The organism is Colwellia sp. MB3u-55, assembly GCF_014076785.1.
Taxonomy (GTDB): Bacteria; Pseudomonadota; Gammaproteobacteria; order Enterobacterales; family Alteromonadaceae; genus Colwellia_A.
This window is the reverse complement of sequence record NZ_JACGUS010000110.1, coordinates 35471-59402: the sequence shown is the minus strand read 5'-3', so window position 1 is coordinate 59402 and position 23932 is coordinate 35471. Positions and strand designations below refer to the sequence as shown.

The 23932-nt window shown below is 38.8% G+C and carries 23 protein-coding genes; 14 read left to right on the top strand and 9 right to left on the bottom strand.

The features are described from left to right. Window positions 1-10 precede the first annotated feature (10 nt). The 6 genes from hisA to hisG all read right to left on the bottom strand — a co-directional run bounded on the left by hisA (window position 11) and on the right by hisG (window position 5851). Complete coding sequence (hisA, locus tag H4J66_RS08585) at window positions 11-748, bottom strand: 1-(5-phosphoribosyl)-5-[(5-phosphoribosylamino)methylideneamino]imidazole-4-carboxamide isomerase (RefSeq protein ID WP_182173185.1); 738 nt, start codon at window positions 746-748, stop codon at window positions 11-13. Continuing rightward, window positions 745-1368: an imidazole glycerol phosphate synthase subunit HisH gene (gene hisH, locus H4J66_RS08580; protein ID WP_259368611.1), complete on the bottom strand. Its 624-nt coding sequence runs from the start codon at window positions 1366-1368 to the stop codon at window positions 745-747. Before hisH ends, hisA begins: the two co-directional genes overlap by 4 nt. Beyond that, window positions 1368-2450, bottom strand: coding sequence for a bifunctional histidinol-phosphatase/imidazoleglycerol-phosphate dehydratase HisB (hisB, locus tag H4J66_RS08575; protein WP_182173182.1), 1083 nt, complete (start codon window positions 2448-2450; stop codon window positions 1368-1370). Before hisB ends, hisH begins: the two co-directional genes overlap by 1 nt. Window position 2451: 1 nt before the next feature. Further along, complete coding sequence (hisC, locus tag H4J66_RS08570; RefSeq protein ID WP_182173179.1) at window positions 2452-3558, bottom strand: histidinol-phosphate transaminase; 1107 nt, start codon at window positions 3556-3558, stop codon at window positions 2452-2454. 2 nt (window positions 3559-3560) lie between these two features. After that, window positions 3561-4859, bottom strand: a complete 1299-nt coding sequence (gene hisD, locus H4J66_RS08565; protein WP_182173176.1) for a histidinol dehydrogenase — start codon at window positions 4857-4859, stop codon at window positions 3561-3563. Between the two features lie 92 nt (window positions 4860-4951). Further along, on the bottom strand, window positions 4952-5851 hold the full coding sequence (hisG, locus tag H4J66_RS08560) for an ATP phosphoribosyltransferase (RefSeq protein ID WP_182173173.1): 900 nt from the start codon (window positions 5849-5851) through the stop codon (window positions 4952-4954). A 476-nt stretch (window positions 5852-6327) separates the two neighbouring features. Between hisG and H4J66_RS08555 the strand changes: the two genes are divergently transcribed. The 8 genes from H4J66_RS08555 to fadD all read left to right on the top strand — a co-directional run bounded on the left by H4J66_RS08555 (window position 6328) and on the right by fadD (window position 14086). Further along, window positions 6328-6684, top strand: a complete 357-nt coding sequence (locus H4J66_RS08555; protein ID WP_182173170.1) for a hypothetical protein — start codon at window positions 6328-6330, stop codon at window positions 6682-6684. A gap of 97 nt (window positions 6685-6781) precedes the next feature. After that, window positions 6782-8710 (top strand): ATP-dependent DNA helicase, encoded by a 1929-nt coding sequence (locus H4J66_RS08550; RefSeq protein ID WP_182173167.1) that lies wholly within the window; start codon window positions 6782-6784, stop codon window positions 8708-8710. 45 nt (window positions 8711-8755) lie between these two features. Continuing rightward, window positions 8756-9457: a tRNA (adenosine(37)-N6)-threonylcarbamoyltransferase complex dimerization subunit type 1 TsaB gene (tsaB, locus tag H4J66_RS08545; protein ID WP_220463249.1), complete on the top strand. Its 702-nt coding sequence runs from the start codon at window positions 8756-8758 to the stop codon at window positions 9455-9457. A gap of 66 nt (window positions 9458-9523) precedes the next feature. After that, window positions 9524-10003: a hypothetical protein gene (locus H4J66_RS08540; RefSeq protein WP_182173161.1), complete on the top strand. Its 480-nt coding sequence runs from the start codon at window positions 9524-9526 to the stop codon at window positions 10001-10003. A 57-nt stretch (window positions 10004-10060) separates the two neighbouring features. Beyond that, window positions 10061-10741 carry a M50 family metallopeptidase gene (locus H4J66_RS08535; protein WP_182173158.1) on the top strand — a complete coding sequence of 227 codons (681 nt, stop codon included), beginning with the start codon at window positions 10061-10063 and terminating at the stop codon, window positions 10739-10741. Next, window positions 10728-11306 (top strand): Slp family lipoprotein, encoded by a 579-nt coding sequence (locus H4J66_RS08530; RefSeq protein ID WP_182173156.1) that lies wholly within the window; start codon window positions 10728-10730, stop codon window positions 11304-11306. The genes H4J66_RS08535 and H4J66_RS08530 overlap by 14 nt, the downstream gene beginning before the upstream one ends. Before the next feature lie 5 nt (window positions 11307-11311). Then, entirely contained in the window at window positions 11312-12184 is an 873-nt protein-coding gene (locus H4J66_RS08525) for an alpha/beta fold hydrolase (RefSeq protein ID WP_182173153.1), read from the top strand. A gap of 237 nt (window positions 12185-12421) precedes the next feature. Then, window positions 12422-14086 (top strand): long-chain-fatty-acid--CoA ligase FadD, encoded by a 1665-nt coding sequence (gene fadD / locus H4J66_RS08520; protein WP_070376238.1) that lies wholly within the window; start codon window positions 12422-12424, stop codon window positions 14084-14086. A 59-nt stretch (window positions 14087-14145) separates the two neighbouring features. Here the strand turns inward: fadD and H4J66_RS08515 are convergent, their stop codons facing one another. After that, window positions 14146-14892, bottom strand: coding sequence for a YciK family oxidoreductase (locus H4J66_RS08515; protein ID WP_182173150.1), 747 nt, complete (start codon window positions 14890-14892; stop codon window positions 14146-14148). A 269-nt stretch (window positions 14893-15161) separates the two neighbouring features. On the opposite strand from H4J66_RS08515, the gene H4J66_RS08510 reads away from it, so the two are divergent. After that, a complete protein-coding gene (locus H4J66_RS08510; protein ID WP_182173147.1) occupies window positions 15162-17582 on the top strand; it encodes a VolA/Pla-1 family phospholipase in 2421 nt (806 codons plus the stop codon). Window positions 17583-17760: 178 nt separating this feature from the next. Further along, window positions 17761-18822 (top strand): protease SohB, encoded by a 1062-nt coding sequence (gene sohB, locus H4J66_RS08505; RefSeq protein ID WP_182173144.1) that lies wholly within the window; start codon window positions 17761-17763, stop codon window positions 18820-18822. A 167-nt stretch (window positions 18823-18989) separates the two neighbouring features. Here sohB and H4J66_RS08500 read toward each other — a convergent pair whose 3' ends face one another. Then, window positions 18990-19259: a hypothetical protein gene (locus H4J66_RS08500; protein WP_182173141.1), complete on the bottom strand. Its 270-nt coding sequence runs from the start codon at window positions 19257-19259 to the stop codon at window positions 18990-18992. Window positions 19260-19555: 296 nt separating this feature from the next. Between H4J66_RS08500 and H4J66_RS08495 the strand changes: the two genes are divergently transcribed. The 4 genes from H4J66_RS08495 to rlmM are packed head-to-tail and all read left to right on the top strand — an operon-like array spanning window position 19556 to window position 22664. Beyond that, the gene (locus tag H4J66_RS08495; protein WP_182173138.1) at window positions 19556-20464 is read left to right on the top strand and encodes a transcriptional regulator GcvA; all 909 of its coding nucleotides are present in this window, start codon (window positions 19556-19558) and stop codon (window positions 20462-20464) included. Beyond that, window positions 20454-21122, top strand: coding sequence for an alpha/beta family hydrolase (locus tag H4J66_RS08490; protein WP_182173135.1), 669 nt, complete (start codon window positions 20454-20456; stop codon window positions 21120-21122). Before H4J66_RS08495 ends, H4J66_RS08490 begins: the two co-directional genes overlap by 11 nt. A gap of 19 nt (window positions 21123-21141) precedes the next feature. Further along, window positions 21142-21564 (top strand): DUF423 domain-containing protein, encoded by a 423-nt coding sequence (locus H4J66_RS08485; protein ID WP_259369095.1) that lies wholly within the window; start codon window positions 21142-21144, stop codon window positions 21562-21564. A gap of 11 nt (window positions 21565-21575) precedes the next feature. Beyond that, window positions 21576-22664 carry a 23S rRNA (cytidine(2498)-2'-O)-methyltransferase RlmM gene (gene rlmM / locus H4J66_RS08480; RefSeq protein ID WP_182173129.1) on the top strand — a complete coding sequence of 363 codons (1089 nt, stop codon included), beginning with the start codon at window positions 21576-21578 and terminating at the stop codon, window positions 22662-22664. Window positions 22665-22757: 93 nt separating this feature from the next. Here the strand turns inward: rlmM and H4J66_RS08475 are convergent, their stop codons facing one another. Continuing rightward, the gene (locus tag H4J66_RS08475) at window positions 22758-23765 is read right to left on the bottom strand and encodes an isocitrate dehydrogenase (RefSeq protein WP_182173126.1); all 1008 of its coding nucleotides are present in this window, start codon (window positions 23763-23765) and stop codon (window positions 22758-22760) included. Between the last annotated feature and the right edge of the window lie 167 nt (window positions 23766-23932).

The following is a 23932-nucleotide window of genomic DNA, read 5'->3' as shown; positions in this document are numbered from 1 at the left end:
AACCCATAATTTAAGCGTTTGGCCAGCATGCAATTGCCTCCTCAAGCGTGAATTTACCTTCAAGTAATGAACGACCTAAAATAACACCGCTAACACCGGTTGGAATTAAAGCCTTAATATCGTCAAGGCTGCCAATACCGCCTGAAGCTTGCCATTGAATGTCAGGATATTTTGCACAAACCTCGCGATACAAATCTACATTGGTGCCTGTTAACGTGCCGTCTTTACTGATATCAGTACAAAGTACGTGTTTGATGCCAGCGTTTTGGTATTGAGCAAGTAGCTCTTCTAAATTAACGCCACTGTCCTCAATCCAACCGTGTGTAGGGAGTGTTTTATTGCCAGCAGCATCAATTTTAATATCTAGTGCTAAGACAATTTTTTCACATCCATAGGTTTTTAACCACTGAGTCACAAGTTCAGGTTGTTTAATCGCTAAACTACCAATGACAACTCGGTCTGCACCTAATGCCAGTAGCTGTTTAACATCGTCTTCACAACGAATTCCACCACCGACTTGAATCGTCATCGTTGGATGTTTGACGACGGTCTTTAAGGTTTCAAGTTGACGCTTTGTTGAGTCTTTAGCGCCGTCTAAATCAACGAAGTGCATTACGGTTGCGCCTGATTTAGCATAGGCTTGTTGGCGCTCTTGCACTGTGTATTGGTAATTAGTTTTTTGGCTGTAATCACCTTGAAATAATCGTACGACTTGGCCATCGATTAAATCAATTGCTGGGATCATCATAGGGCTAACTCCAAAAAATTCTTAATAATTTTACTGCCTAATTTACTTGAACGCTCGGGATGGAACTGGCAGCCAATGAAATTATCTTTGGCAATCACCGCGGAGAAGCTAGAGCCATATTGACAAGTTGCTAAGGTGTATTCACTTATTGGCGCGGCAAAGCTATGAACAAAGTAAAAGTAGTCACCTATATTTATGCCTTTAAATACTGGGTGATCGTCAACAGATGTTAATGTGTTCCAGCCCATATGCGGTAATCTATTATTTTCAGCATTGAGCGGTATAATATCGGTATGAATAATACCTAAACAGTCAACTTTTTTGCCATCGCTACTTTCTACTGACGAGTCACACATTAACTGCATACCTAAACAAAAGCCCAATACGGGTTGAGTTAAGTTTTGTAAGGTTTCAACCAGTCCTTTAGCGCGAATGTTTGCCATAGCATGTTTTGCTGTGCCAACACCTGGCAGTATCACTTTGTCGGCATTTTTAATAAGAGTAATATCGTCAGTGATGGTCACTTGAAAGCCTAAACGTTCTACAGCAAACTTAACCGAAGAAAGATTGGCACAACCAGTATCAACAATAACGTTCATCATTGCTTTTTCAACAGACATCACAGGGTACCTTTCGTGCTAGGTAGCACATCACCACTTACCGTAATGGCTTGACGTAATGCTCGACCAAACACTTTAAATAAACTCTCTACTTGGTGATGGCAATTACCTTCTGTTGTTGAAAGGTGCAGGGTAATAGCCATAGAGTCAGCAAGTGAGCGGAAAAAGTGTGAAACCATTTGCGTCGACATATTGCCTACTCGGTTATCAGTAAAATCAGCATCAAATTCAAGCCACGGACGACCCGATAAATCGATAGAACATTCAGCTCGACATTCATCCATCGGCAGAACAAAGCCAAAACGACCGATACCACGTTTGTCGCCCAATGCTTTCCTTAGTGCTTGACCAAGTGCCAGTGCGGTATCTTCAACGCTGTGGTGCTCATCAATGTGGTAATCACCATCGACACTGACTACCAATGAAAAACCACCATGGGCAGCAATTTGTTCAAGCATGTGATCGAAGAAGCCTAATCCGGTGTTAATTTTTACCGTACCGACTTTGTCTAAATTAACTGCAACGTTAATATTGGTTTCTTTAGTGGTACGAACAATTTTAGCTTCACGTTCTTGTTGGTTCAATAATTGTGCTGAAATTGCCAACCAATTTAAGCTTTCTTTATTATATTTTATGCCGCGAATACCCATGTTAGCAGCAAGTTGTATATCGGTATCACGATCGCCAATCACAAAAGAGTTTTCGAAGTTTACTTTTCCTTGCTGTAAGTAATCACTTACTAAGCCAAGTTTAGGCTTACGACAACTGCAATTCTCATTGTCAAAATGCGGACAAAGTAACACATCGTCAAATATAACGCCTTGTGAGGAAAAAATATCCATCATCTTGTTATGAGGTAAATCAAAGTCGGCTTGTGGATAACTAGTCGTTCCTAATCCATCTTGGTTTGACACCATAACTAAGCGGAAACCCTTTTTTTGCAGTGCTAATAACACTGGAATAACGCCAGGCTCAAAAACCAATTTTTCAAGTGTATCTACTTGCTTATCAGAAACAGGTTCTTCAATTAAAGTGCCATCTCTGTCGATAAATAGTATGTTTTGTTTTTTTGTATTGAGCATTTTATATCTCTTTTACTGCATTAATAATCGTTTGTTTTAAGAGCGATAATTCACGTTCGCTACCTATGCTAATACGTAAACAATCGGCTAATTGTTGTTGCGCAGATTGGTCGCGAATTAAAATACCTTGTTGTTTTAGGCAATCGAAAATAAAGTTTTTAGTATCAGTATCTACGGCGCGAAATAAAATAAAGTTTGCATCACTGTTAAAAACTTTAGCACACCATTCTTGGTCTTTCAGCCAATCAAATAATTGGCGACGTAAAATCACCGTTTCTTGAACACGGATACTTACTTGTTCAAGCGCTAATTTTGCTAATGCTTTACTGGCAATGTCTGCTACTGGTGCAGAGATAGGGTAAGGGGCGATGACCTTACTCAGCATAGTGATAATATCAGCATTAGCTAAAGTAAAGCCACAGCGTAAACCCGCTAAGGCAAATGCTTTTGATAACGTTCTAAGAATCACTAATTGCGGGTAGTCTTTTAACCAGCTTGCGGTACTATTTTCAGGACTAAATTCAATATAAGCTTCATCAACAACAACAATTGCGCTATCACCAAACATATCAAGTACGGTTCGAATTGAATCTGTGGTTAATACATTACCCGTTGGGTTACCGGGTGAGCATAAAAAAATAACTTTAACTTTACCCACTTGAGCTTTTATAGCCTCAATATTAAGTTGGTTATCAACTAGCGGTACTCGCATTATATTTGCGCCGTGATTCTCTGCGCTAATGGCATACATACCATATGTCGGTGGACAAATTAAAATACTGTCTTGATAGGCTTTACAAAAGGTACGTATGATCAATTCAATACCTTCATCAGCACCGCGTGTAGCAAGAATATTAGCAGGGGACAATCCGGCATATTCACTATAAGCATTGATTAAGTTGTCAGGTTGAAAATCAGGGTAGCGGTTAATGCAATTGCTATCTATAGCATATATTCCTGGACCTGATGCTTCATTGGCATTAAGCCAAATCTTATTACTATTTGTAGACGATGTGTCACTTCCACTTGCATAAAGTCGCCTTGCTGATTGATATGGCACCATATCAACAAGTTCCTCACGGGCAAGTTTATCAGCTATTGTTGACATGATTATTCCTCTAACCTGATGGTTACTGCTCGTTTGTGACCGTCTAGTCCTTCGGCATCGGTGAGCTCAGTGATACATTCGGCAATATTCAACAAGCCTTGTTTAGTGATTTCTTGTACAGTAAATCGTCGAGAAAAATCGGCCAATGATAAACTAGAAATTACTTTAGAATAACCGTAAGTTGGTAATACATGATTAGTACCGCTGGCGTAATCGCCTGCAGACTCTGGCGTGTACTCACCAACAAATATTGAACCTGCGTTGCGTAATGTTTTTAATAACTCTTGGGCATTATCGGTTTGAATAATTAAATGTTCAGGAGCATAAATATTTGAAACCTCAACCGCTTGCGACAAACTTTTTACTAAAATCAAACGACTTTGTGTAAGTGCTTGTTCTGCTATTTCTCGACGAGAAAGTACTGCGACTTGTTTAAGTAACTCATCTTGAACGTTAGTAATTAATTCGGCACTGTCAGATAATAAGATAACTTGGCTATCTGGTCCGTGTTCAGCTTGAGAAAGCAAGTCAGCTGCGACGAAGTTTGCTTTTGCATTGGCATCGGCAATAATTAATACTTCAGAAGGACCTGCTGGCATATCAATAGCAAAACCATTCACTTGTTGAGCAAGTTGCTTTTTGGCTTCTGTAACGTATTTATTACCAGGACCAAATATTTTATTGACCGGTTTTATTGTTTCTGTGCCAAAAGCCATTGCTGCACAACCATGCGCGCCACCGACTGTGTAAATTTCATCAATTTCACATAATTTCGCGGCCACTAGAATTTCGTCAGCAAGGTTACCATTGATGTCGGGAGGGCAAACTAAAACAGTACGTGGACATTGGGCTAACTGTGAAGGTACACCAAGCATTAGAACCGTAGATGGCAAAGGAGCAGAGCCTGCCGGAATATATAAACCAACACTTTCGATTGCTTCAGTTTTTAAGGTACAACGAACGCCTGGGGATGTTTCTACAGTAATGTCGTCACATATTTGTGCTTGGTGAAAGCGCCTGATCTGACCATAAGCCGTTTCAATGGCTTTTAATCTTTTAGTCGACAATGCTGCTCTGGCTGCAGTTATTTGTTCATCAGTAACGGTTAATGTGGTTAGTTTTACACCATCAAATTTTTCCGTTAATTCATAAAGCGCTTTGTCACCATTTCGTTTCACGTTATTTAATATGTTTTCAACTTGCTGTGAAAGTAAACCACTCTCACTTATCGCGGGTCGAGCAAGTGCTGTTTGTTGCTCTCTTTTTGATAATGCTTGCCAATCGATCATTTTATTTATCATTACTTTTAACCTTAATACTTTACTTACCGTGAAAGGTACCCTAAATTTTTGGGATCACAGCCGTGGCGATGAAATCCCAAAGATGACGTGCATTAGCCCATCATTTTTTCAATTGGCATAACTAATATAGAGTTACAACCGAGTGCATTGAGTTTTTCCATTGTTTCCCAAAAAAACGTTTCGGTAGCAACAACATGAACAGCAACTAAATCATCGCGACCCGCTAAAGGTAAGATTGTTGGCGTTTCTTTACCTGGCATTAAGGCACTTACTTCGGCAATTTTATCTTTTGGCGCATGCAACATAATGTATTTGCTTTCTTTCGCTTTCATAACACCTTGGATGCGTGGCAATAAGGTATCAAGAATACTCTGTTTTTCGCTACACAAAGTACTCGCTGTTTGAATAAGCGATGCTTTAGATTTAAAAATCTCTTCTACTTCAACTAAACCATTGGCTTCTAGTGTAGCGCCAGTTGAAACTAAATCACAAATACCGTCAGATAAACCGACTCGCGGAGCGACTTCAACAGAGCCTTTCAATAAACAAAAATCAACATTGATGCCTTGTTCTTTTGCATAACGATTGAGTAGTTGAGGGTAAGTCGTTGCAAAACGTAAACCGTCTAAACTTTTGACACCCTGATAATCAAAGCCTTCAGGCATCGCAATTGATAAACGACAACCACCAAAATTAAGCTGTGAAGTACGAATGTATTGAGACTTTTGCCCCATCAATTCACGTTCTAATGCCGCCTCTTCTAAGGTGTTGTCACCAACAATACCTAAGTCACAAACCCCGTCCATCACTAAACCTGGAATATCTGAGCTTCGAACGCGCATTATATCGATAGGCATATTAGCAACATGTGCTAACAAACGTCGATCAGTAACATTGAGTGTTAAACCACAACGTTTGAGTAAGGCTTGAGTGTCGTCACTTAAACGACCTGATTTTTGCATAGCGATGCGTAAGCGAGTTTCTGTTGTCATGTTTGTATTTCCTTTAATAAAGCGTTGGCCAAAATTCTAGTACGTGTATATACAATTTCAAGGCCTATAAAATGCGAAAAACCCCCGAGAGAGATAGACTCTTTCGGGGGTTAAATCTGAGTTATACAACTCGCCGAAAGGTCACAGCCCCTCAGCGAATAAACCTGAGCAGCTAATCGATATGGTGGTGATGACGATGTAATGTGCTTAGGTTAATGTTCATATTATACTCATAGTTTGTTTTGTTATTTAACGAGCAAGTGTCATTCACTTTACACATTAAATGAATTAAATAATCGTTACGAAAATTTTATTTCGTAACGATTATCTTCTAATGGCATTTACAGTACTGATTATTTTTATAATGAGCAAGTAATAAATAAACACTTCTTATAAAATAATCGCATAAGGTAATAAAGAATTGTCTAAAGTAGTCGATACTTAAGTAACGAGTTTAATAAAAGGACCTATAACTGATGGATATTTTTACCACCGTATTAACACGTGTTGTATCGGTGCCGATTAAACCTGAACGTCTGCGCGTGAAACCACTCACTAAAGAAGCTGCAATTAACGAGCTGACCGATGATTTGGATCACCTTGAAAATCATGAGCATTACGTTGTTTTAGCTAAAAAAGATTCTGATCAAAAAGAACATCAGGAAAATAAAAAGAAGCATCAATCAACGTCTGCTGTGATTGCCGATACTATTGTGGATAACACTCATGATGACACCGATAACGTGATCACTCATAAAGATGAACTGACTCACCCGAAGAAAAATCATGATGAACCCGATGAAGATATCACTCATTTGGATATTTTTGTTTAAGTTTTTTACTGGGCAACTCGCTCATTAATCGAATGTATATTTCTCTCTGGCTTTTTATTCTTTATACTGGTGGTAATATTTATCAGTAGTATTATCTATGACCCTAGTTGAACAAGCATTTTCACCCTCAGGTATTCTCGCTAAAGTACTTAACGGCTATTCTCCTAGGCAGGCGCAAATTGATATGGCGATAGATGTTGAACGCGCCATCTCACAAAAGAGTTGCTTAATTGTAGAAGCGGGCACAGGAACAGGAAAAACCTTTGCTTACTTAATCCCATCTTTACTCTCTGAAAAAAAAGTCATTATTTCTACAGGTACTAAAAACTTACAAGAACAGTTGTTTCATAAAGATATACCGCTTATTCGTAATGCTATGGCAACCAATACGCAGATTGCTCTATTAAAAGGGCGGGCCAATTATCTGTGTATATATCGCCTCGAACTTTATGTAAAAGAGCGTGGTCAACTAGATGCGGCAATGTTGACAGATTTTGTCAAAATTCGTACTTGGGCAACGTCGACTCGCAGCGGTGACATCGGCGAAATAGTCGATGTAGCTGAAGATTCTGGCATTTTTCCTTTTGTTACCAGTACCACAGATAATTGCCTGGCAAAAGATTGTCCTAACTTTGATGACTGTTATTTAGTGCAAGCTCGAAAAAAAGCCATTGATGCGGATGTTTTGGTTGTTAATCATCATTTGTTTTTTGCTGATATGGCTTTAAAAGACACTGGATTTGGTGAACTTATTCCCAAAGCAGATGTGGTGATTTTTGACGAAGCCCATCAAATACCTGATATTGCCAGTGAATACTTTGGTGACGCTTTTTCTACTAAGCAAATTCTCGATTTATGTTCTGATGTTATTCAAATATACAAAACAACCTTAACCGATGTGAAACAATTAGGCCGAGCTGCAGAGAAATGCCAAAAAGCGGCGCAAGAATTTCGTTTACTCTTTTTTCATGATCCTGAACGTGGCAACTGGCGAGATAAATATGCCCAGCCAAGGTTTCAACAGGCCTTTGCTGCACTAAAAACAGATTTAGACTTTCTCTATCAAGTGATCAAATTATGTATTTCTCGTAATGAAGCCATTGATAATTGCTACGATCGTGCCGTAGACATACTCGCTAAATACGACATTATGGCAAACGTTGATATCGATGGTATGAGCTTTTGGTATGAGACAACACGTCGGCATGTGGTTTTACATTTAACACCATTGAGTGTTGCCGACAAATTCAGTGACTATATTGCTAAGTCTGAAGCGGGTTGGGTTTTTACCTCAGCTACACTGGCGGTAAATGGTGGTTTTGAGCACTTTTCTCAGCAATTAGGTTTAAATATAGCGAAAACGAAAGCCGCGACCTTACTTGTTGATAGCCCGTTTGATTATCAATCGCAGTCACAGCTAATTGTACCGCGCTATTTACCTGCTGCTCAGCACCATAGTCGAGCACTAGCACTCGCTGAGTTAGCGATACCTTTAATAATGGCAAGTAAAGGAGCTTGCTTCTTATTATTCACTAGCTATCGGATGTTAAACCAAGTTGCAGATATCTTAGCGGAAAAGATTGAATCACCCTTATTAGTTCAAGGGCGAATGAGTAAAGGACTTTTGTTAGCCGCGTTTATTGATAACCCGGAAGCGATTTTATTAGCAACCGCCAGTTTTTGGGAAGGGGTTGATGTTAGAGGTGACAAATTAACTTGTGTCATTATAGATAAACTTCCGTTCGCTTCACCCGACGACCCGATGTTGCAGGCGCGCTGTGAAGATGTTCGACGACGCGGAGGAGATCCTTTTGCTGAAATCCAATTACCACAAGCCGTTATTGCATTAAAACAAGGTGTTGGTCGTTTAATTCGAGATGTTACCGACCAAGGTGTCATGGTAATATGTGATGATAGATTAGTGAATCGCCCTTATGGCGAAGTTTTTTTAAAAAGTTTACCTATGATGAAACGCAGTCGAGATATTGAGCAAGCGAGTGAATTTCTTACTTCACTATCAGAGTAATAGTTAATTTAAATAGTAATAATGATAAGTATTAGAGAGAATAATTTGAATTTTTTGGCAATAGACGCTTCAACGGAAGCATGTTCAGTAGCATTAACGTTTAACGACCAAACGATCAGTGAATTTGAGCTAGCACCACAATCGCATAGCTTAGTGTTACTGCCGATGATTGATCGCTTACTTAAAAAAGCCGATATAACGTTAGCACAATTAGATGGGCTTATTTTCGGACAAGGGCCGGGAAGTTTTACCGGCGTTCGAATTGGCGTTGGCGTCGCACAAGGCTTAGCTTTTGCTGCTGATTTAAAAGTTGTTGGGGTATCAACCCTGCAAGCTATGGCTCAACAAGCTTACAGTCGGCATCAGCAAGTAGAGGTTATTGCAACGATCGATGCTCGTATGTCAGAGGTTTATGCCGGCTATTATCGATTAAATGAGCAAGGTATTATGGAAGCTGCGCTGCAAGATACCGTACTAGCACCTGAAAAATTAGCTGAGTATTTAAATCAGTCTTTAACTGAAAATCAACAGGTCTATGGTGTCGGTACTGGCTGGGAAGCTTATAAAAGTGAACTTGAACCTTTAAAAATTAATGCGGGAACACCAGAGATACTTTTTCCTAATGCGGAAGAACTATTAGAAATTGGTCAGTATTACTTTTCCCAAGGAAAGGCGGTTAGTGCTGAAAACGCTCAACCGGTTTATGTACGTGATACTGTTTCATGGAAAAAGCTGCCGGGTAGGTAATCGATTTTATTTACGTGAAAATACAAAAAGTTTTGTAATTTGGCAAAACCTTGGTAAATTTAAACTATGCAAATAAATAGTACGAGTTCGTTCACGCCTCAATCAAGCGCATCGTTGTCGGTTGATAATCAAAATCAGGTTGCTGAGCAACGTGATCGCTTTCGTGTCCAACAAACTCAGCAAAGTACAGAGCAAACTGAAAAAACCAACAAAGACAGCACGCAACAAACCCAAGATCAAGACCAACAAGCGAGTCAAATTGCACGTTTTGATATTGATGAGCAAGCACTTGCTTTAGTCGAACAAGCTCAATTTGAAAATCAGCAAGCACAACTCAATTCAAGTGCATCTCAAACTGTTTCAACAAGTAATATTTCTTTTTCAGGCCAAACTAACCAGCAAGTCGGCAATAAGAATAATAGCCAAGCAAGTTATGACAGCCCATCAAAGCAAAACCAAACCGCAATTGCAGCATATTCTTCAGTAGATAATATCGCTCAACGTGAAAATATTCAGCAGGTATTTGGTATCGACTTACTTGTCTAATTAACACTAATCGCGTTTTGTCATATATTCTTCTTTTATCATAATGAAAAATAATCCATGAATAGTAAGCCTTCGTCCTTTTTGAAAAAATATCACTTTTGGTTAATATTGATTACCGCATTAATTATTAGCCAAATCCCCATTGTTTCAATACCTTTCAAATGGCTTGAAAGTTATTTTCATGAAATCAGTCATGGCCTAGCTGCGCTCTTTACCGGGGGGACTATCGTACAAATTCAATTGTTTTCTAACGGGGCAGGGCTATGCACAACTCGTGGAGGAATGAATTTTTTTATTAGCTTTATGGGTTATGCTGGCGCGGCGTTATGGGGAATAGGGATTTACTTTATCGCGAGTATGCACCAACGGGCAGCACAAATATTAAGTGGTATTATCGCATTATTGTTACTAACCACTTTGATTTTTTGGGCTAGAGATATTTTAACGCTAATGATTATTAGTGTTTTGCTAGCACTCGTTTTATTGAAATTTAAATATAAAAAATTAAGTTACTTACAGATAAGTTTGCAAATAACAGGGGCAATTATTTTACTTAACAGTGTAAAAAGTCCTTGGTACTTGGTTGATGGACGTAACTTTGGCGATGGTGCTGCATTAGCACAACTCACTGGCATACCTGAATTTTTATGGGTCGTTATATGGTTTAGTATTGGTGTTGGTGGTATTGTTTGGTTAGCGAATATATCTAGAAAAGGTAAATATGATGAAAAAACGTAATATAATCTTAATGCTACCCTTATGGGTAAGTGCAATATTTATAAGTGGCTGTTCATCAGTTCCAGAAGCATTGCAGGTACCTGATAATACGGTATTAACAGACTTTGTCGTTGTTCGAGATAATGCTAACACAGAACAAGGAAATGCAGCTCGCTGGGGTGGCGTTATTGCAAAAGTAACCAATAATGCTAACAATAGTATGTTAGAAATTGTTCACTTTCCGTTAAAGTCGTCTGCGATACCCAAGCAAGGTAATGAAACGTTAGGACGATTTCGTGTTTATTTCTCAGGTCTACTCGATCCTGTTATTTATAAAGAAGGTCGCAGTATAACCGCATTAGGAGCTGTCGCCGCTTCCGAAGAAGGAAAAATTGGCGAGCACGAATATAATTATCCGGTCCTAACCGCGACAAAAATACACTTGTGGAAAGAAAAAAAGCAAGTCGATGTGCGCGTTATCCATAATCCATTTTGGTCGTCTCCTTCTTTCTGGCAGCCTCGCTATTCCAATTACCCAAGAAGAGTTGTGGTAAGAAAAGCACCAGCACCTGTCAAAAAGAAATAGTCACTTTGCGTATCCCTGATAACGTCGAAGAGGTGAGTTTTAACTTAGGTGAACTCACCCTGACTGGCCTAGCTTGTGGTGACAAAAACGACGAGCTAATTTTGTGTTTACATGGTTGGTTAGATAACGCGGCTAGTTTTTTACCTTTGTTACCTTACTTTAAAGGTAAACGTGTTATTGCCATAGATTGGCCAGGACATGGCTTATCGTCCCACAGAAGTGCCGATGCCCATTATCATTTTATCGATTATGTTTATGATTTGTTATTGCTGTGGGAAATAAATCACTGGCAAAAAGTTGATATAGTTGCCCATTCAATGGGTGGAATGATTTCATCAGCATTTTCAGCCGCTTTTCCTGAAAAGGTTAAGTCATTAACCTTACTTGATTCAATTGGCTTTATTAGCGGTGAAGCCGAGGAAGCGACCGATCATTTACGTAAGGGGCTGTTAAGTCGTTTAACGTGCAATCAACAACTATCGCCCTCAACAAAAAAGAAAAAATTTCACCCCAGTTTAGATTCTGCAATTAAGGCTAGGGTACAAGTCTCTGATTTAAACTTTCAACAAGCAAAGTTGTTGGTTGAACGGGGGATTATTGAAAATGATAATGGCTTTATTTGGCGAACTGACCGTCGTTTAAGGAATACATCGCCGTATCGGCTAACGTTGGCGCAAGCAAAACAGTTTATTGAAGATATTACTATTCCTGTGCAATTAATTTATGGTGACAAAGGTTTGTCTTTTGTACAAACTGGTTTGAAAGAGTTTGGTCCCTTGTTTGATAACTTTACTAGTTATAAATTAATTGGAGGACATCATTTTCATATGGCTGAGCCTGAGCAGACTAGTAGACATATTTTAGAGTTTATTGGCTGATTTTTTCTAAATGTTACCGTTTATAAAGAGAAAACGGTAAACGTGGCTAAAATTAATAGACATCAGACCAGTAATCACGTAAAAAGAAAATTCAAACATCCGTTTTAAAAATAAAAATTCATTCATATAGAGTAAAATGACGATATCGATTAAAAAATAATACATAAAATATAAAAGTATTAATCGAATAAAACCAATAATCGTCTACAGTTAAGCTATTATTAGAGGAGTCGCAAAGTGCAACAAACGCAAAAAATTTGGCTTGAAAAAAGTTATCCACCCGGTGTCCCATTTGAAATCGATGCAGATAAGTACTCCTCGTTATCTGATATGTTCAATAAATATGTTGATATTTATGCTGAACGCACTGCCTTTATTAATATGGGCGCAGAAATCAATTACCGAGATCTAGAGATACAATCAAAAGCGTTTGCTGCTTATTTACAAAATGATTTAGGTTTAGTTAAGGGCGATAAGTTTGCCATTATGGTACCTAATTGTTTGCAGTATCCTATTGCATTGTTTGGTGCTTTACTTGCTGGTTTGACCGTGGTTAATGTTAACCCGCTATACACGGCCCGTGAACTCGAGCATCAATTGAAAGATTCAGGCACTAAGGCAATGTTAATCATTGAAAACTTTGCTAGTACCTTAGAAAAAGTCATTGATAATACCTCGGTTGAGCATGTCATTCTTACTTCTTTAGGCGACCGACTGGGTACTGTAAAAGGTGCGCTAGTTAATTGTGTGGTCAAGTATGTTAAAAAAATGGTACCAGCCTTTAAATTATCAAACACCATTAGATTTAATAAAGTTGTCTCTCAAGGGATGCTCAAAACTTACCAGCCAGTAGAACTTTGTGGTGAAGATCTTGCTTTCTTGCAATATACCGGTGGTACAACAGGTGTGTCAAAAGGGGCTATGCTGACCCATCGCAATATGATTGCAAACTTATTACAAGCAAAAGCCGCAATAAAGCCTTTGATGGAAGACGGCAAAGAACTTGTGGTCACCGCATTACCGCTTTATCATATCTTCGCATTAACGGCTAACTGCCTAACCTTTTTAACGTTAGGTGGTACCAACTTATTGATCACCAACCCTCGTGATATGCCTGGTTTTGTAAAAGAGCTGGCTAAATATCCTTTTACCGCAATTACTGGCGTTAACACTTTATTCAATGGCTTATTAAATACTCCTGGTTTTAAAGACCTTGATTTTAGTACGTTGAAAATGTCGCTTGGCGGCGGTATGGCAGTGCAGCGTTCTGTGGGTGAAGCATGGGAGCGTGTCACAGGCACACGTTTATTAGAGGGCTATGGCTTAACTGAGTGTGCACCTTTAGTAACATTATGTCCTTATGATCAAAAAAGCTATAGTGGCAACATTGGTTTACCGGCGTCATCAACAGATATACGCATCATTAAAGATGATGGCAGTGATGCTGAGATTGGTGAACCAGGTGAGATGTGGGTAAAAGGTCCACAAGTCATGAAAGGATATTATCAGCGCGAAGCGGACACGGCTGAAATTCTAAAAGAAGGTTGGCTGGCGACAGGCGATGTAGCTCTTATGGATGATAAAGGTTTCTTTAAAATTGTTGACCGTAAAAAAGATATGATTATCGTTTCAGGCTTCAATGTTTATCCTAATGAAATTGAAGAAGTGGTCATGATGCATGAAGGTGTATTAGAAGTCGCTGCTATTGGAATAGATAATGACGCAACAGGTGAAGCGGTCAAGATATTTGTTGTGCTTAAGGATAAAACATTAACGGAAAAAGATCTGATTAAACATTGTCGTGCCAATTTAACCAGTTATAAAGTACCGAAGTATGTTGAGTTTCGAGATGACTTACCCAAAAGCAACGTAGGTAAAATTTTAAGAAGAGAATTACGATAATTCTTAAGTGATAAAACATAAAGGCTGTAAGTTTATTCTTACAGCCTTTTTTTAGCTCTTTATTTTGCTTTTTGCGCGTTAACACGTTGGCCATTTACAGCCAAACTATCACTCGTCATTAAATACACATAGGCTGGCATTATATCTACCGGTTTTGCTGAATCGTTTTCATGTTCTGCTGGGTAGGCAGTGTTACGCATATTAGTGCGTGTTGCACCTGGGTTTATCGCATTAACACGTAACGTGGTATTTTCGTATTCGTCAGCAATAACTTGCATTAGCCCTTCTGTTGCAAACTTTGAAACGCTGTACGCCCCCCAATAAGCCTTACCACTATTACCAACACCAGAGGTGGTAAATATCAATGATGCGTGATCACTGAGCAATAATGCAGGGATTAATGCCTGAGCCATTAGATGCTGAGCAGTCACATTAACTTGCATTACATCTTGCCAAATTTGTTGATGTATCTGCGTGTAAGGTGTCAACTCACCTAGCATTGAGGCATTGAGTAACGCGCCATCAATTTTACCAAATTGATTAACAATGGTCGCCGTCATATCTATATAGTGCTGTTTGGTTGCACCCTTTAAATCAAGGGGAATAATGGCAGGTTCAGTGGAACCTTGTGCGATGATTTCGTCGTAAACTGACTCTAATTTAGCGGTTGTTTTTCCTAATAAAATAACTGTAGCACCTAATTCAGCATAGGTTAATGCCGCTTGGCGACCAATACCATCGCCTGCGCCGGTAACTAAAATGATTTTATTGGCTAATGAATTTGCTGTTATTTGGTAATTATACATAGTATCGATACAAATTATTTGAGGGTAAATAAGGCAGTAATTCTACTACTTTGACCTATTGACTGACGAGTAATATTTAAAAGTTTTAGCTAAAATGCCAGTTAAAGTTATAATAAAAGAAGAAACCGCTAGCACTTAAGCAATTCTTACGGTAAGTTTAACTGGTCGAACAAGTTAGTTTTGTGAGTACGCTTAACAAAATTATAGATAAATAAAAAATAAAAGCATAAAAAGCTAAATAATATAAAGCTCGTCTGTGGGGAGATAAAATGAAAAAGCTCGTACTTAGTGTTGCTATTGCCAGTGTTCTTGGACTAACGGCATGTGATGATGAATCAATTAAAGATGTTCAAAATGAAGTGGTTGAAAACGGCAGTGCCGTAACACCAACCGCTCGTGTTAAATTTAATCCAAGTGCAGGTGCTGCCGGACTTTCTATTCCAAACGATTTGATTTTTCAAGGCACCGTTGACGGTACTTTAGAAATACCCGTTGCAGACCCTACTGATGGCTCAGATCCTTTTGTTGCTATTAGTGCGCTTGACGGTTGGTCTATTTCTCAACCATTTCCCCTTGGAATTGAATTCCCAGCGGGTACCTCTTTAGATGCAAGTAGTGCTTCTGAACCTGGTTCGGTAAGAGTTTTTGAAACCGTAATGGGTGGTGACGTAAATGACGCTGATTGTACTGCTGTAACACGCGGCTTCGCTTGTAAAGTTGTTAGTGAATTAGTGTTTATGCAAGACTTTGTTACTCAAAAGTCTGGCGATAATGTTTTATTTATCCCAATTCAGCCACTTAAGGCAGAAACGACTTATGTCATGGTGATGACCAATAATCTCCGTGACAACAACGGTAAAGCGATTGCTGGTTCTAGTACTTATGAATTAGTACGTCAAGATATAAAAACATTACCTCTAGGTAGTGCTTCACAACTAGGTTTGCAAGCTGTTATTAACAGTTATGAAGCTGCTGTAGTCGCAGCAGGGGTTGGTAGTGATAGTATTGTTTATACCGCTGCAATGACAACACAATCAACGACACGAGTATTAAGTACGGTTAAGTCTTTGATGGCTGCGGGCGTACCTCAAATGGTTGCTAATGCTCAACAAGGAATTCCTGCAATTGGCGTAGCCGATACCGGTATTTCAGTTGCAAACGTATTAGCGGGTTCAATTCCAGAAAGTTTGATCCCATTATATTCAGCAGCAAACTACATGCGTGGTTCAATTACACTTCCTTATTACTCAGGTGTACCTTCTGCCGAAAACCCATTAGCTCCTGTTAATGACTGGTGGCGTGCACGTTGTGATTCTGGCGCTACACTTGCAGGCTTAGCAGCAGCAAACCCAGCGGCGATTCCTGCTGATGCGTTAGATGCTAATGATGGTTTTTGTATGAATTTTGGTTTACGTGATTTAAGCTCAAGCGCAAATCCAGTATTAGCTACTCTTGATACCGAACGTAATTTAACTAAGTTTAACCCTATCCCTGCAACAAGTGCGATGTTGCCCATTGATGTGCAAATGACTACCCCTGATTTAGTTTGGGCTAACCCAGTACGTGCAAGCATGGGCTTACCAGCATTAGAAGTGCCTGAAAATGGTTGGCCAGTAGCGATTTTAGTTCATGGCATAACTTCAACTAAAGAACAAATGTTACCGATCACTGGTATATTATCTGCCTTTGGTATCGCAACTATTGCGATTGATCAGCCACTACATGGCAGCCGTGGTTTTGATTTAAATGGTGACGGCACTGATGAGATTAATACCTCTACAGTGTCAACATTACACTATGTTAACTTACGTAGTATGCTGAGTATGCGTGATAACACGCGTCAAAGTACCGCTGATTTATTAGGTTTACGTTTAGGCATTAACTTCTTAGGTGGTGCTGACAGCGATGGCAACCCAATTAAAATTGATAGTAGTAAAGTACACCTTCTAGGACATTCACTAGGTGGTATATATGGTATGAATACTGTTGGTTTAGCAAATACTGAACTAAATCCACAAATTGACGGATTATTTAAAATTGCTAGTACCTCTTTAGCAATGCCAGGTTTAATGTTAGCCAACTTCGGTATTGATTCACCAATATTTGAAGGCTTAACTAAGTCTAATTTAACTTTACGATTATCGCCTGATTTTGCCGCAGCAGTTGCAGCAACATTACCTGCTGATTACACTCAAGCTGAACTAAGTGGTTTCTATTTTGCTTTCTATGATGGTTTATCTATTGAGCAAAAAGCAACACTAAATGCTGGATTCGCGCAGTTTACGTTTGCCGCGCAAACCGTTACTGATTCTGGTGACCCTATTGCTTATGTACAAGCCTTAGCAGCAACACAAACACCTACACACTTGATTGAAGTTGTTGGTGACGGCGCAGATAACCTTCCAGACCAAACAGTGACTAACAGAGCACCGTTTACCCCTATGGGAGGCACCGAACCTGCTATTGCTTTATTAGGCTTGGAAGCTGTTAGTGAAACTACTGCTGGCTCAGGTGTGGTAAGATTTGTTCATGGTCATCATACTTCAATACTTGACCCTCGTGCTACTGCCGCTTCACCTGACGCTGTGTTAAGTGCTAGAGCAACACAAGAGATGCAATCGCAAGTAGCCGTATTCTTTGCGACTATGGGACAATTAATTCAAGTAACAGACGCAGCTGTTGTTAAATAACTTTAGCAATAACTAAAAAAGCCCTCTTAGGAGGGTTTTTTTTTGCCTTTTTTTGCCTTTTTAACTTATTAACTTTATTTATTGACAATATGCCCCATATAGTTAGTAGATAAATTTATATATTAGCTTCAAGTCAATAAACGACTTAGACATATGATGTTAATAACAGGAGAATATATTGGAATTTTTGTATGAGTACGGGTTGTTTTTAGCGAAAGCGATCACCTTAGTTATTGCTATTGTCGCAATTGTCACGGTTATTGCTTCTTCAGCAATGAAACCCGCCGGTAAAAAAGGTGAGTTAGAGCTTAATGACTTATCTGAAGAGTTTATCGATGTTGAAGAAGATATTATTCATTACCTCTTATCTAAAGAAGAATTAAAAGAAAAAGATAAGAAAGATAAGAAAGCAGCGAAAGAAAAAGCTAAAGCCGATAAGAAAGCAGCAAAATTATCAGCCGATAATGAAGGTTCCATAGTTAAAGCTGAAGCTAGGATTTTTGTTGTTGATTTTAATGGCAGCATTGACGCACGTGAAGTGAGTGCACTACGTGAAGAGATATCAGCAATACTAACGGTTGCAACCCTTGAAGATGAAGTGTTTTTACGTTTAGAAAGCGGTGGTGGCATGGTTCACGGTTATGGCCTAGCAGCTTCACAACTTGACAGACTTCGTCAACATAATATCCCGTTAACTGCATCAGTTGATAAGGTTGCGGCAAGTGGTGGCTATATGATGGCATGTGTTGCCAATCATATTATCTCTGCACCGTTTGCAATTGTTGGCTCAATCGGTGTTATTGCACAAGTTCCTAACTTTCATAAACTGCTCAAGAAAAACGATATTGATTACGAACAATTTACTGCTGGCGAGTTCAAACGTACAGTGACTATGTTTGGTGAAAATACCGACAAAGGTCGTGAAAAGTTTTCTGAAGAGTTAGAAGAAACACATGTGCTATTTAAAGACTTTGTTCGCGAACGTCGTCCAAGTTTAGATATTGATAAAGTTGCAACAGGCGAACATTGGTTTGGCAGTACCGCGAAAGAGCTTGGTTTAGTTGATGAAATTCAAACCAGTGATGATTTCCTTCAGTCTCGAAGTAAGTCGCACAAAATTATTGCTTTAAGATACGTAATGAAAAAAACCTTAGCGGAAAAGTTTTCAAAAGCTGCATCAATGTCTGTTGATTCTATCTTTAGTAAACTTTGGCAAAATAATCGTATATTTCCAAGTTAACGCATGCATTTTGAGTAAATAAGATCTAAAAAAGGATGCTAATGGCATCCTTTTTTGTTTCTTTACGCTGGGCTATTAGAGGTTATTATTTAATTATCCACTTGAGAGAAGTTCTAGAGAAACTTCCTTAAAAGCTTTTAAAGTATACCTATAATTAAGATAAACGCTTACTCAGCAATCAATAGCGACTTTTCAAAGTCATGAGTAGACTTTACTTCTTTATCGCTTATTTGTGTCACTGGCACATTAATATTAGCTGATGCCAACATGGTACTAAAGGTACTCAATTTCATTGAATCAGCGAGACTTTTTTCAGCCGCTAATGTTATTGAAAATTCAGCGACTGTTTCTACTTCCACCAATTCTATGGCTTGAACTTGTGCTACCATCATGGTTGCTGCTACTGTTAATATCGCTACTTTATTAAAAAATTTCATAGGGTCACCCTTAAATTAAACGTTATATCCATATAGATGTTCTGGGACCTTTCTTACTTAATTCTTGAATATGGGTTGGGAATCATACTCAATAGTTAGCCCAATAGGTTTGGGATAAAGATGAAGTCCTTCATCTATGAAATGAATTCTACGTTAACTCTGGTAACTTTTGAAATGACAATTTATAATGTTTATCATTAGAAAAACTAATGAATAATAGTTATTTATCATTGTTGCTTATTTATGCATTTATTTTGAATGTCATTACACGTAAAAGTTATGGTTAAAGGTGAATTTTGTCTAGCAGGCTCCCGCCACTAAACGCTTTAAGAGCATTTGAGGCATCAGCAAGACAGTTGAGTTTTACTCGCGCTGCTGAAGAATTATTCGTCACTCAGGCGGCAATCAGTCATCAAATAAAATCGCTTGAAGATTTTTTAGGCATAAAGTTATTTATGCGTAAAAATCGTGCTTTGTTGCTTTCGGAAGAAGGACAAGCCTACTACCTTGATATTAAAGATGTCTTTAATGCCATTAACGAAGCAACTGAACGATTGTTTGCCCGTGGTGAAAAAGGCGCAATAACCGTTAGCACCCAACCAAGCTTTGCTATTCAGTGGTTGGTGCCAAGATTAAATGCTTTTTATGCTTTACATCCTGATATCGATGTTCGCATTAAAGCGGTAGATCAACCTGAGAATTCATTGACGGGTGATGTTGATGTAGCGATATATTTTGGCCGCGGTCATTGGGCCGACATTGATGCAGAACAATTACAAAAAGAATACCTTATACCTGTTTGTTCACCTTTATTGTTGCAAGGTAAAAAACCACTCGATAAAGTCGAAGATTTGATCAACCATACTTTATTGCATGATACTTCTCGCCGTGACTGGAAACGATGGTTCAAACAAGTAAACGTTAAAGCAACCAACGTCAATCATGGACCCATATTCAGTCATTCCGCTATGGTTGTTCAGGCTGCAATGCATGGGCAAGGTGTCGCCTTAGCGCATAGTTTCCTGGCGAAACCTGATATTGATGCCGGTAGGCTTATATGTCCCTTTGAAGATGTTTTAGAAAGTAAAAATGCCTACTACGTCGTGTGTCGAGACCGGCAAGTTGATTTAGGTAAAATTGCAGCATTTCGTGAATGGGTGCTTGATACGGTTGCCCAAGACCAAGAAGAATTAAATGACCAATAAGATGATTAATCTTACTCCAGATATTTCAACTATTATCAGTACCGTAGCACAGCCTAAAGCTTTGGTTGTTTTTGCTCATGGTGCGGGTGCCGATAAAAGTCATGAATTTATGGAACAAGTCAGTCTGGCTTTAAACCAAAAAAATATCAATGTATTGAGATTTAACTTTTCGTATATGGATGTTCGCTTGGCGCAAGGTAATCGTAGACCACCCGATAGAATGCCAAAATTACTGGAATGTTTTTCCACCGTTATTGACGGGTTAGAAAGTGATTTACCCCTTTTTATCGCGGGGAAATCAATGGGTGGACGTGTCGCTGCGACATTGGCTGGAGACAAAACCGCTAAGTTTTTAGGGGTAATGTGCTTAGGTTACCCGTTTCATCCACAGAAAAAACCTGAAAAATTAAGGTTGGGACCTTTGCAAGAAACACAAATACCTATATTAATTTTACAGGGCACTCGAGATGCTTTAGGTAGCCAAGAAGAAATTGCACAATATGAATTTTCAGAGCGTTGCCACTGTATATTTTTTACCGATGGTGATCATAATTTGAAACCACGAATAAAGTCAGGTTTTACCCACGCTCAACACATACAATCGGCGGTTAATGAAATGGTGAAATTTATTGATGAGCATAAACCAGATGAAACATAGTTGTGTTTATAGAAATTACTTGACCGCCATTATTATATTTATTGGTATCAGTGGCTGTTTTTCTGTATTATTCGGCGCTTGGTTTGCTCATGCTGGGGCAAATTTGCCAAATGAAGTACAATCACGCCTTGCCAATGCATTGCAATATCAATTTTTTCATACTATAGCACTACTTACCGTGGCCATTTGGTTACAAGTTCTAATGAGTAAGCGTCATGGTGCTAAAGTAATTAATCTTTTATATTTATCAGCAAGCTTTTTTATAGCCGGGATTTTATTTTTTAGTGGTGTTTTGTATATAAAAACATTTTTTGATTTTACTGTTATTGGAAAAATAGTTCCCTTTGGTGGTATATCATTTGCGCTGGGTTGGTTGTGTATCAGCTGGGCGGGAATTAATAGTACTCTGTGTACTTCAAACACAGACCAAGATCGTTTGTAGGTAAATTAGTTATGACCTCTATTATATTATATTGTCGCCCAGGCTTTGAAAAAGAGTGTGGTGCAGAAATCCAAGAAAAAGCCGCGTGGAATGAAGTGTTTGGCTATTTACAGCTCACTAAAAACGAAGGTTTAGTCTATTTTCATTTAAACAATCCTGAAGACGGTGGAGTTTTAATGGAAAAAATCCCTTTGCGTCGTCTGATATTCGCTCGTGATTGGTTTGTTACCGTAACAGATAAAATTGATTTACCTGATTACAATCGTGTTGAAGCTATTACCGAAGTTTTAGGTACCGAATGGCAATATGCTGATTTACGAATGGAAATGCTCGACACAAACGAAGGCAAAGAACTTTCAAAATTCTGTCGTAAGTTGTCAGTACCGCTACGCCAGGCATTACGTAAGAATAAAATTCTTATGGAAAAAGGTGATAACGATGGCGCTATCTTACATGGTCTTTTTCTTAGTGGTAAAGAAGCTATTTTTGGTTTTTCATTAGCCGATAATAGCTCTGTTTATACTATGGGTATTCCAAGGTTGAAGTTTCCAAGCGCTTCACCGAGCCGTTCAACATTAAAATTAGATGAAGCTTTTCTTCACTTTGTACCTCGCGATGAGTGGGACGAACGTTTAACATCAGGTCTTAAAGCCGTTGATTTAGGCGCTGCTCCTGGTGGTTGGACTTATCAATTAGTACGTCGTGGTATGATGGTGACAGCTATTGATAATGGCGCTATGGCTGAGTCATTAATGGATACAGGGCAAGTTAAACATCGCATGATGGACGGTTTTAAATATGTACCGATGAAGCAAAATGTCCATTGGTTAGTATGTGACATGATTGAAAAACCTCAGCGCGTTGCTAAGCTAATGGCTGAGTGGTTATTAAAAGGTTACTGTAAAGAAGCTATATTTAATTTAAAGTTGCCAATGAAAGGTCGTTATCAGGAAGTCACTAATGACTTACAAATACTTAAAGATGCTTTTAGTGAGCATAAAGTGAAGTATGAACTCTACGCTAAGCATCTTTATTATGACCGTGAGGAAATAACTGTTCATGCAAGATTATTATCTCCACCGCCAATGAAAGAAGAATAGCACGACTCTTCTTGCATTAAAAAACCGACGTAATGTCGGTTTTTTAATGTCTGTTACAAGCAAGTATTTATAACAACTTCTAACCCGTTAGGTTTATAAGCGCTCTAATACCGCTTGGGTAAAATCAGTGGTGCCGTGAGTGCCGCCTAAATCGCGAGTTGTTCTATCACCTGTAGCAATGACATCTGTAATTGCATTACGGATTTTACTGGCTTTATCACCCATGTTTAAATATTCAAGCATTTGAATAGCGGCTAATATCACTGAGGTAGGGTTAGCTAAGTTTTTGCCTGCAATATCCGGTGCACTACCATGCACAGCTTCAAAAATAGCGCAGTCGCCACCAATGTTAGCGCCAGGAGCCATACCTAAGCCACCAACTAAACCTGCACACAAGTCAGATAAAATATCACCAAATAAGTTGGTTGTTACAATGACATCGAATTGCTCTGGGTTCATCACTAATTGCATACAACAATTATCAACGATCATTTCTGTCGATTCTATTTGTGGATAGCGGGCAGCAACCTCACGTGCAACTTTTAAAAACAAGCCAGAAGTTGATTTTAAAATATTCGCTTTATGAACAGCTGTTACTTTTTTTCTACCTTCTTTGATAGCCGTTTCATAGGCAAAAATAAGAATGCGTTCAGCACCTTCACGGGTAATTAAACTTTTTGCTTCAGCAACTTCGCCATCATCAGACAATGTTTGTCCTAAGCCTGAATACATACCTTCGGTGTTTTCACGTACCGTTATAATGTTTATGTCTTCGTAGCGGGCTTTAGTGCCTTTAAACGATATTACAGGACGAACATTTGCGTAGAGTTGGAAATGCTTACGCAAGGTAACATTGATAGAAGTAAAGCCTTCGCCAACTGGCGTGGTAAGTGGGCCTTTAAGGGCTATTTTATTTTTTTGAATAAGCGCTAAGGTACTTTCTGGGATCAAGTCACCATGATTTTCAAGAGCAGTAAGACCGGCGTCAGCATATTCATATGCAAAATCACATCCGGCTTTGTCTAGTATTTTAATTGTAGCATCGATAATATCGGGACCAATGCCATCGCCGGGGATCACTGTTATGGTTTGTGTAGCCATTTTTCTGCCTTTCAAAAGAGTTTGTCAAATTAGGAAACGGGTGCTGTTATAGCACGCGGTACTTATGTAATCTAGGATAAAACCTTTCAGGAACCCTACATCGTTTGGTTTTACCTGATTGTGTTTTATAGTTGTTAGTATAAAGGATCGTTTAATAAAACGTTATT

What these genes read in the sequence shown, in the direction of transcription:
- hisA (WP_182173185.1), bottom strand. Translation starts at nt 748, where the DNA reads ATGATGATCCCAGCAATTGATTTAATCGATGGCCAAGTCGTACGATTA.
- hisH (WP_259368611.1), bottom strand. Translation starts at nt 1,368, where the DNA reads ATGTCTGTTGAAAAAGCAATGATGAACGTTATTGTTGATACTGGTTGT.
- hisB (WP_182173182.1), bottom strand. Translation starts at nt 2,450, where the DNA reads ATGCTCAATACAAAAAAACAAAACATACTATTTATCGACAGAGATGGC.
- hisC (WP_182173179.1), bottom strand. Translation starts at nt 3,558, where the DNA reads ATGTCAACAATAGCTGATAAACTTGCCCGTGAGGAACTTGTTGATATG.
- hisD (WP_182173176.1), bottom strand. Translation starts at nt 4,859, where the DNA reads ATGATAAATAAAATGATCGATTGGCAAGCATTATCAAAAAGAGAGCAA.
- hisG (WP_182173173.1), bottom strand. Translation starts at nt 5,851, where the DNA reads ATGACAACAGAAACTCGCTTACGCATCGCTATGCAAAAATCAGGTCGT.
- H4J66_RS08555 (WP_182173170.1), top strand. Translation starts at nt 6,328, where the DNA reads ATGGATATTTTTACCACCGTATTAACACGTGTTGTATCGGTGCCGATT.
- H4J66_RS08550 (WP_182173167.1), top strand. Translation starts at nt 6,782, where the DNA reads ATGACCCTAGTTGAACAAGCATTTTCACCCTCAGGTATTCTCGCTAAA.
- H4J66_RS08540 (WP_182173161.1), top strand. Translation starts at nt 9,524, where the DNA reads ATGCAAATAAATAGTACGAGTTCGTTCACGCCTCAATCAAGCGCATCG.
- H4J66_RS08535 (WP_182173158.1), top strand. Translation starts at nt 10,061, where the DNA reads ATGAATAGTAAGCCTTCGTCCTTTTTGAAAAAATATCACTTTTGGTTA.
- H4J66_RS08530 (WP_182173156.1), top strand. Translation starts at nt 10,728, where the DNA reads ATGAAAAAACGTAATATAATCTTAATGCTACCCTTATGGGTAAGTGCA.
- H4J66_RS08515 (WP_182173150.1), bottom strand. Translation starts at nt 14,892, where the DNA reads ATGTATAATTACCAAATAACAGCAAATTCATTAGCCAATAAAATCATT.
- H4J66_RS08510 (WP_182173147.1), top strand. Translation starts at nt 15,162, where the DNA reads ATGAAAAAGCTCGTACTTAGTGTTGCTATTGCCAGTGTTCTTGGACTA.
- H4J66_RS08500 (WP_182173141.1), bottom strand. Translation starts at nt 19,259, where the DNA reads ATGAAATTTTTTAATAAAGTAGCGATATTAACAGTAGCAGCAACCATG.
- H4J66_RS08490 (WP_182173135.1), top strand. Translation starts at nt 20,454, where the DNA reads ATGACCAATAAGATGATTAATCTTACTCCAGATATTTCAACTATTATC.
- rlmM (WP_182173129.1), top strand. Translation starts at nt 21,576, where the DNA reads ATGACCTCTATTATATTATATTGTCGCCCAGGCTTTGAAAAAGAGTGT.
- H4J66_RS08475 (WP_182173126.1), bottom strand. Translation starts at nt 23,765, where the DNA reads ATGGCTACACAAACCATAACAGTGATCCCCGGCGATGGCATTGGTCCC.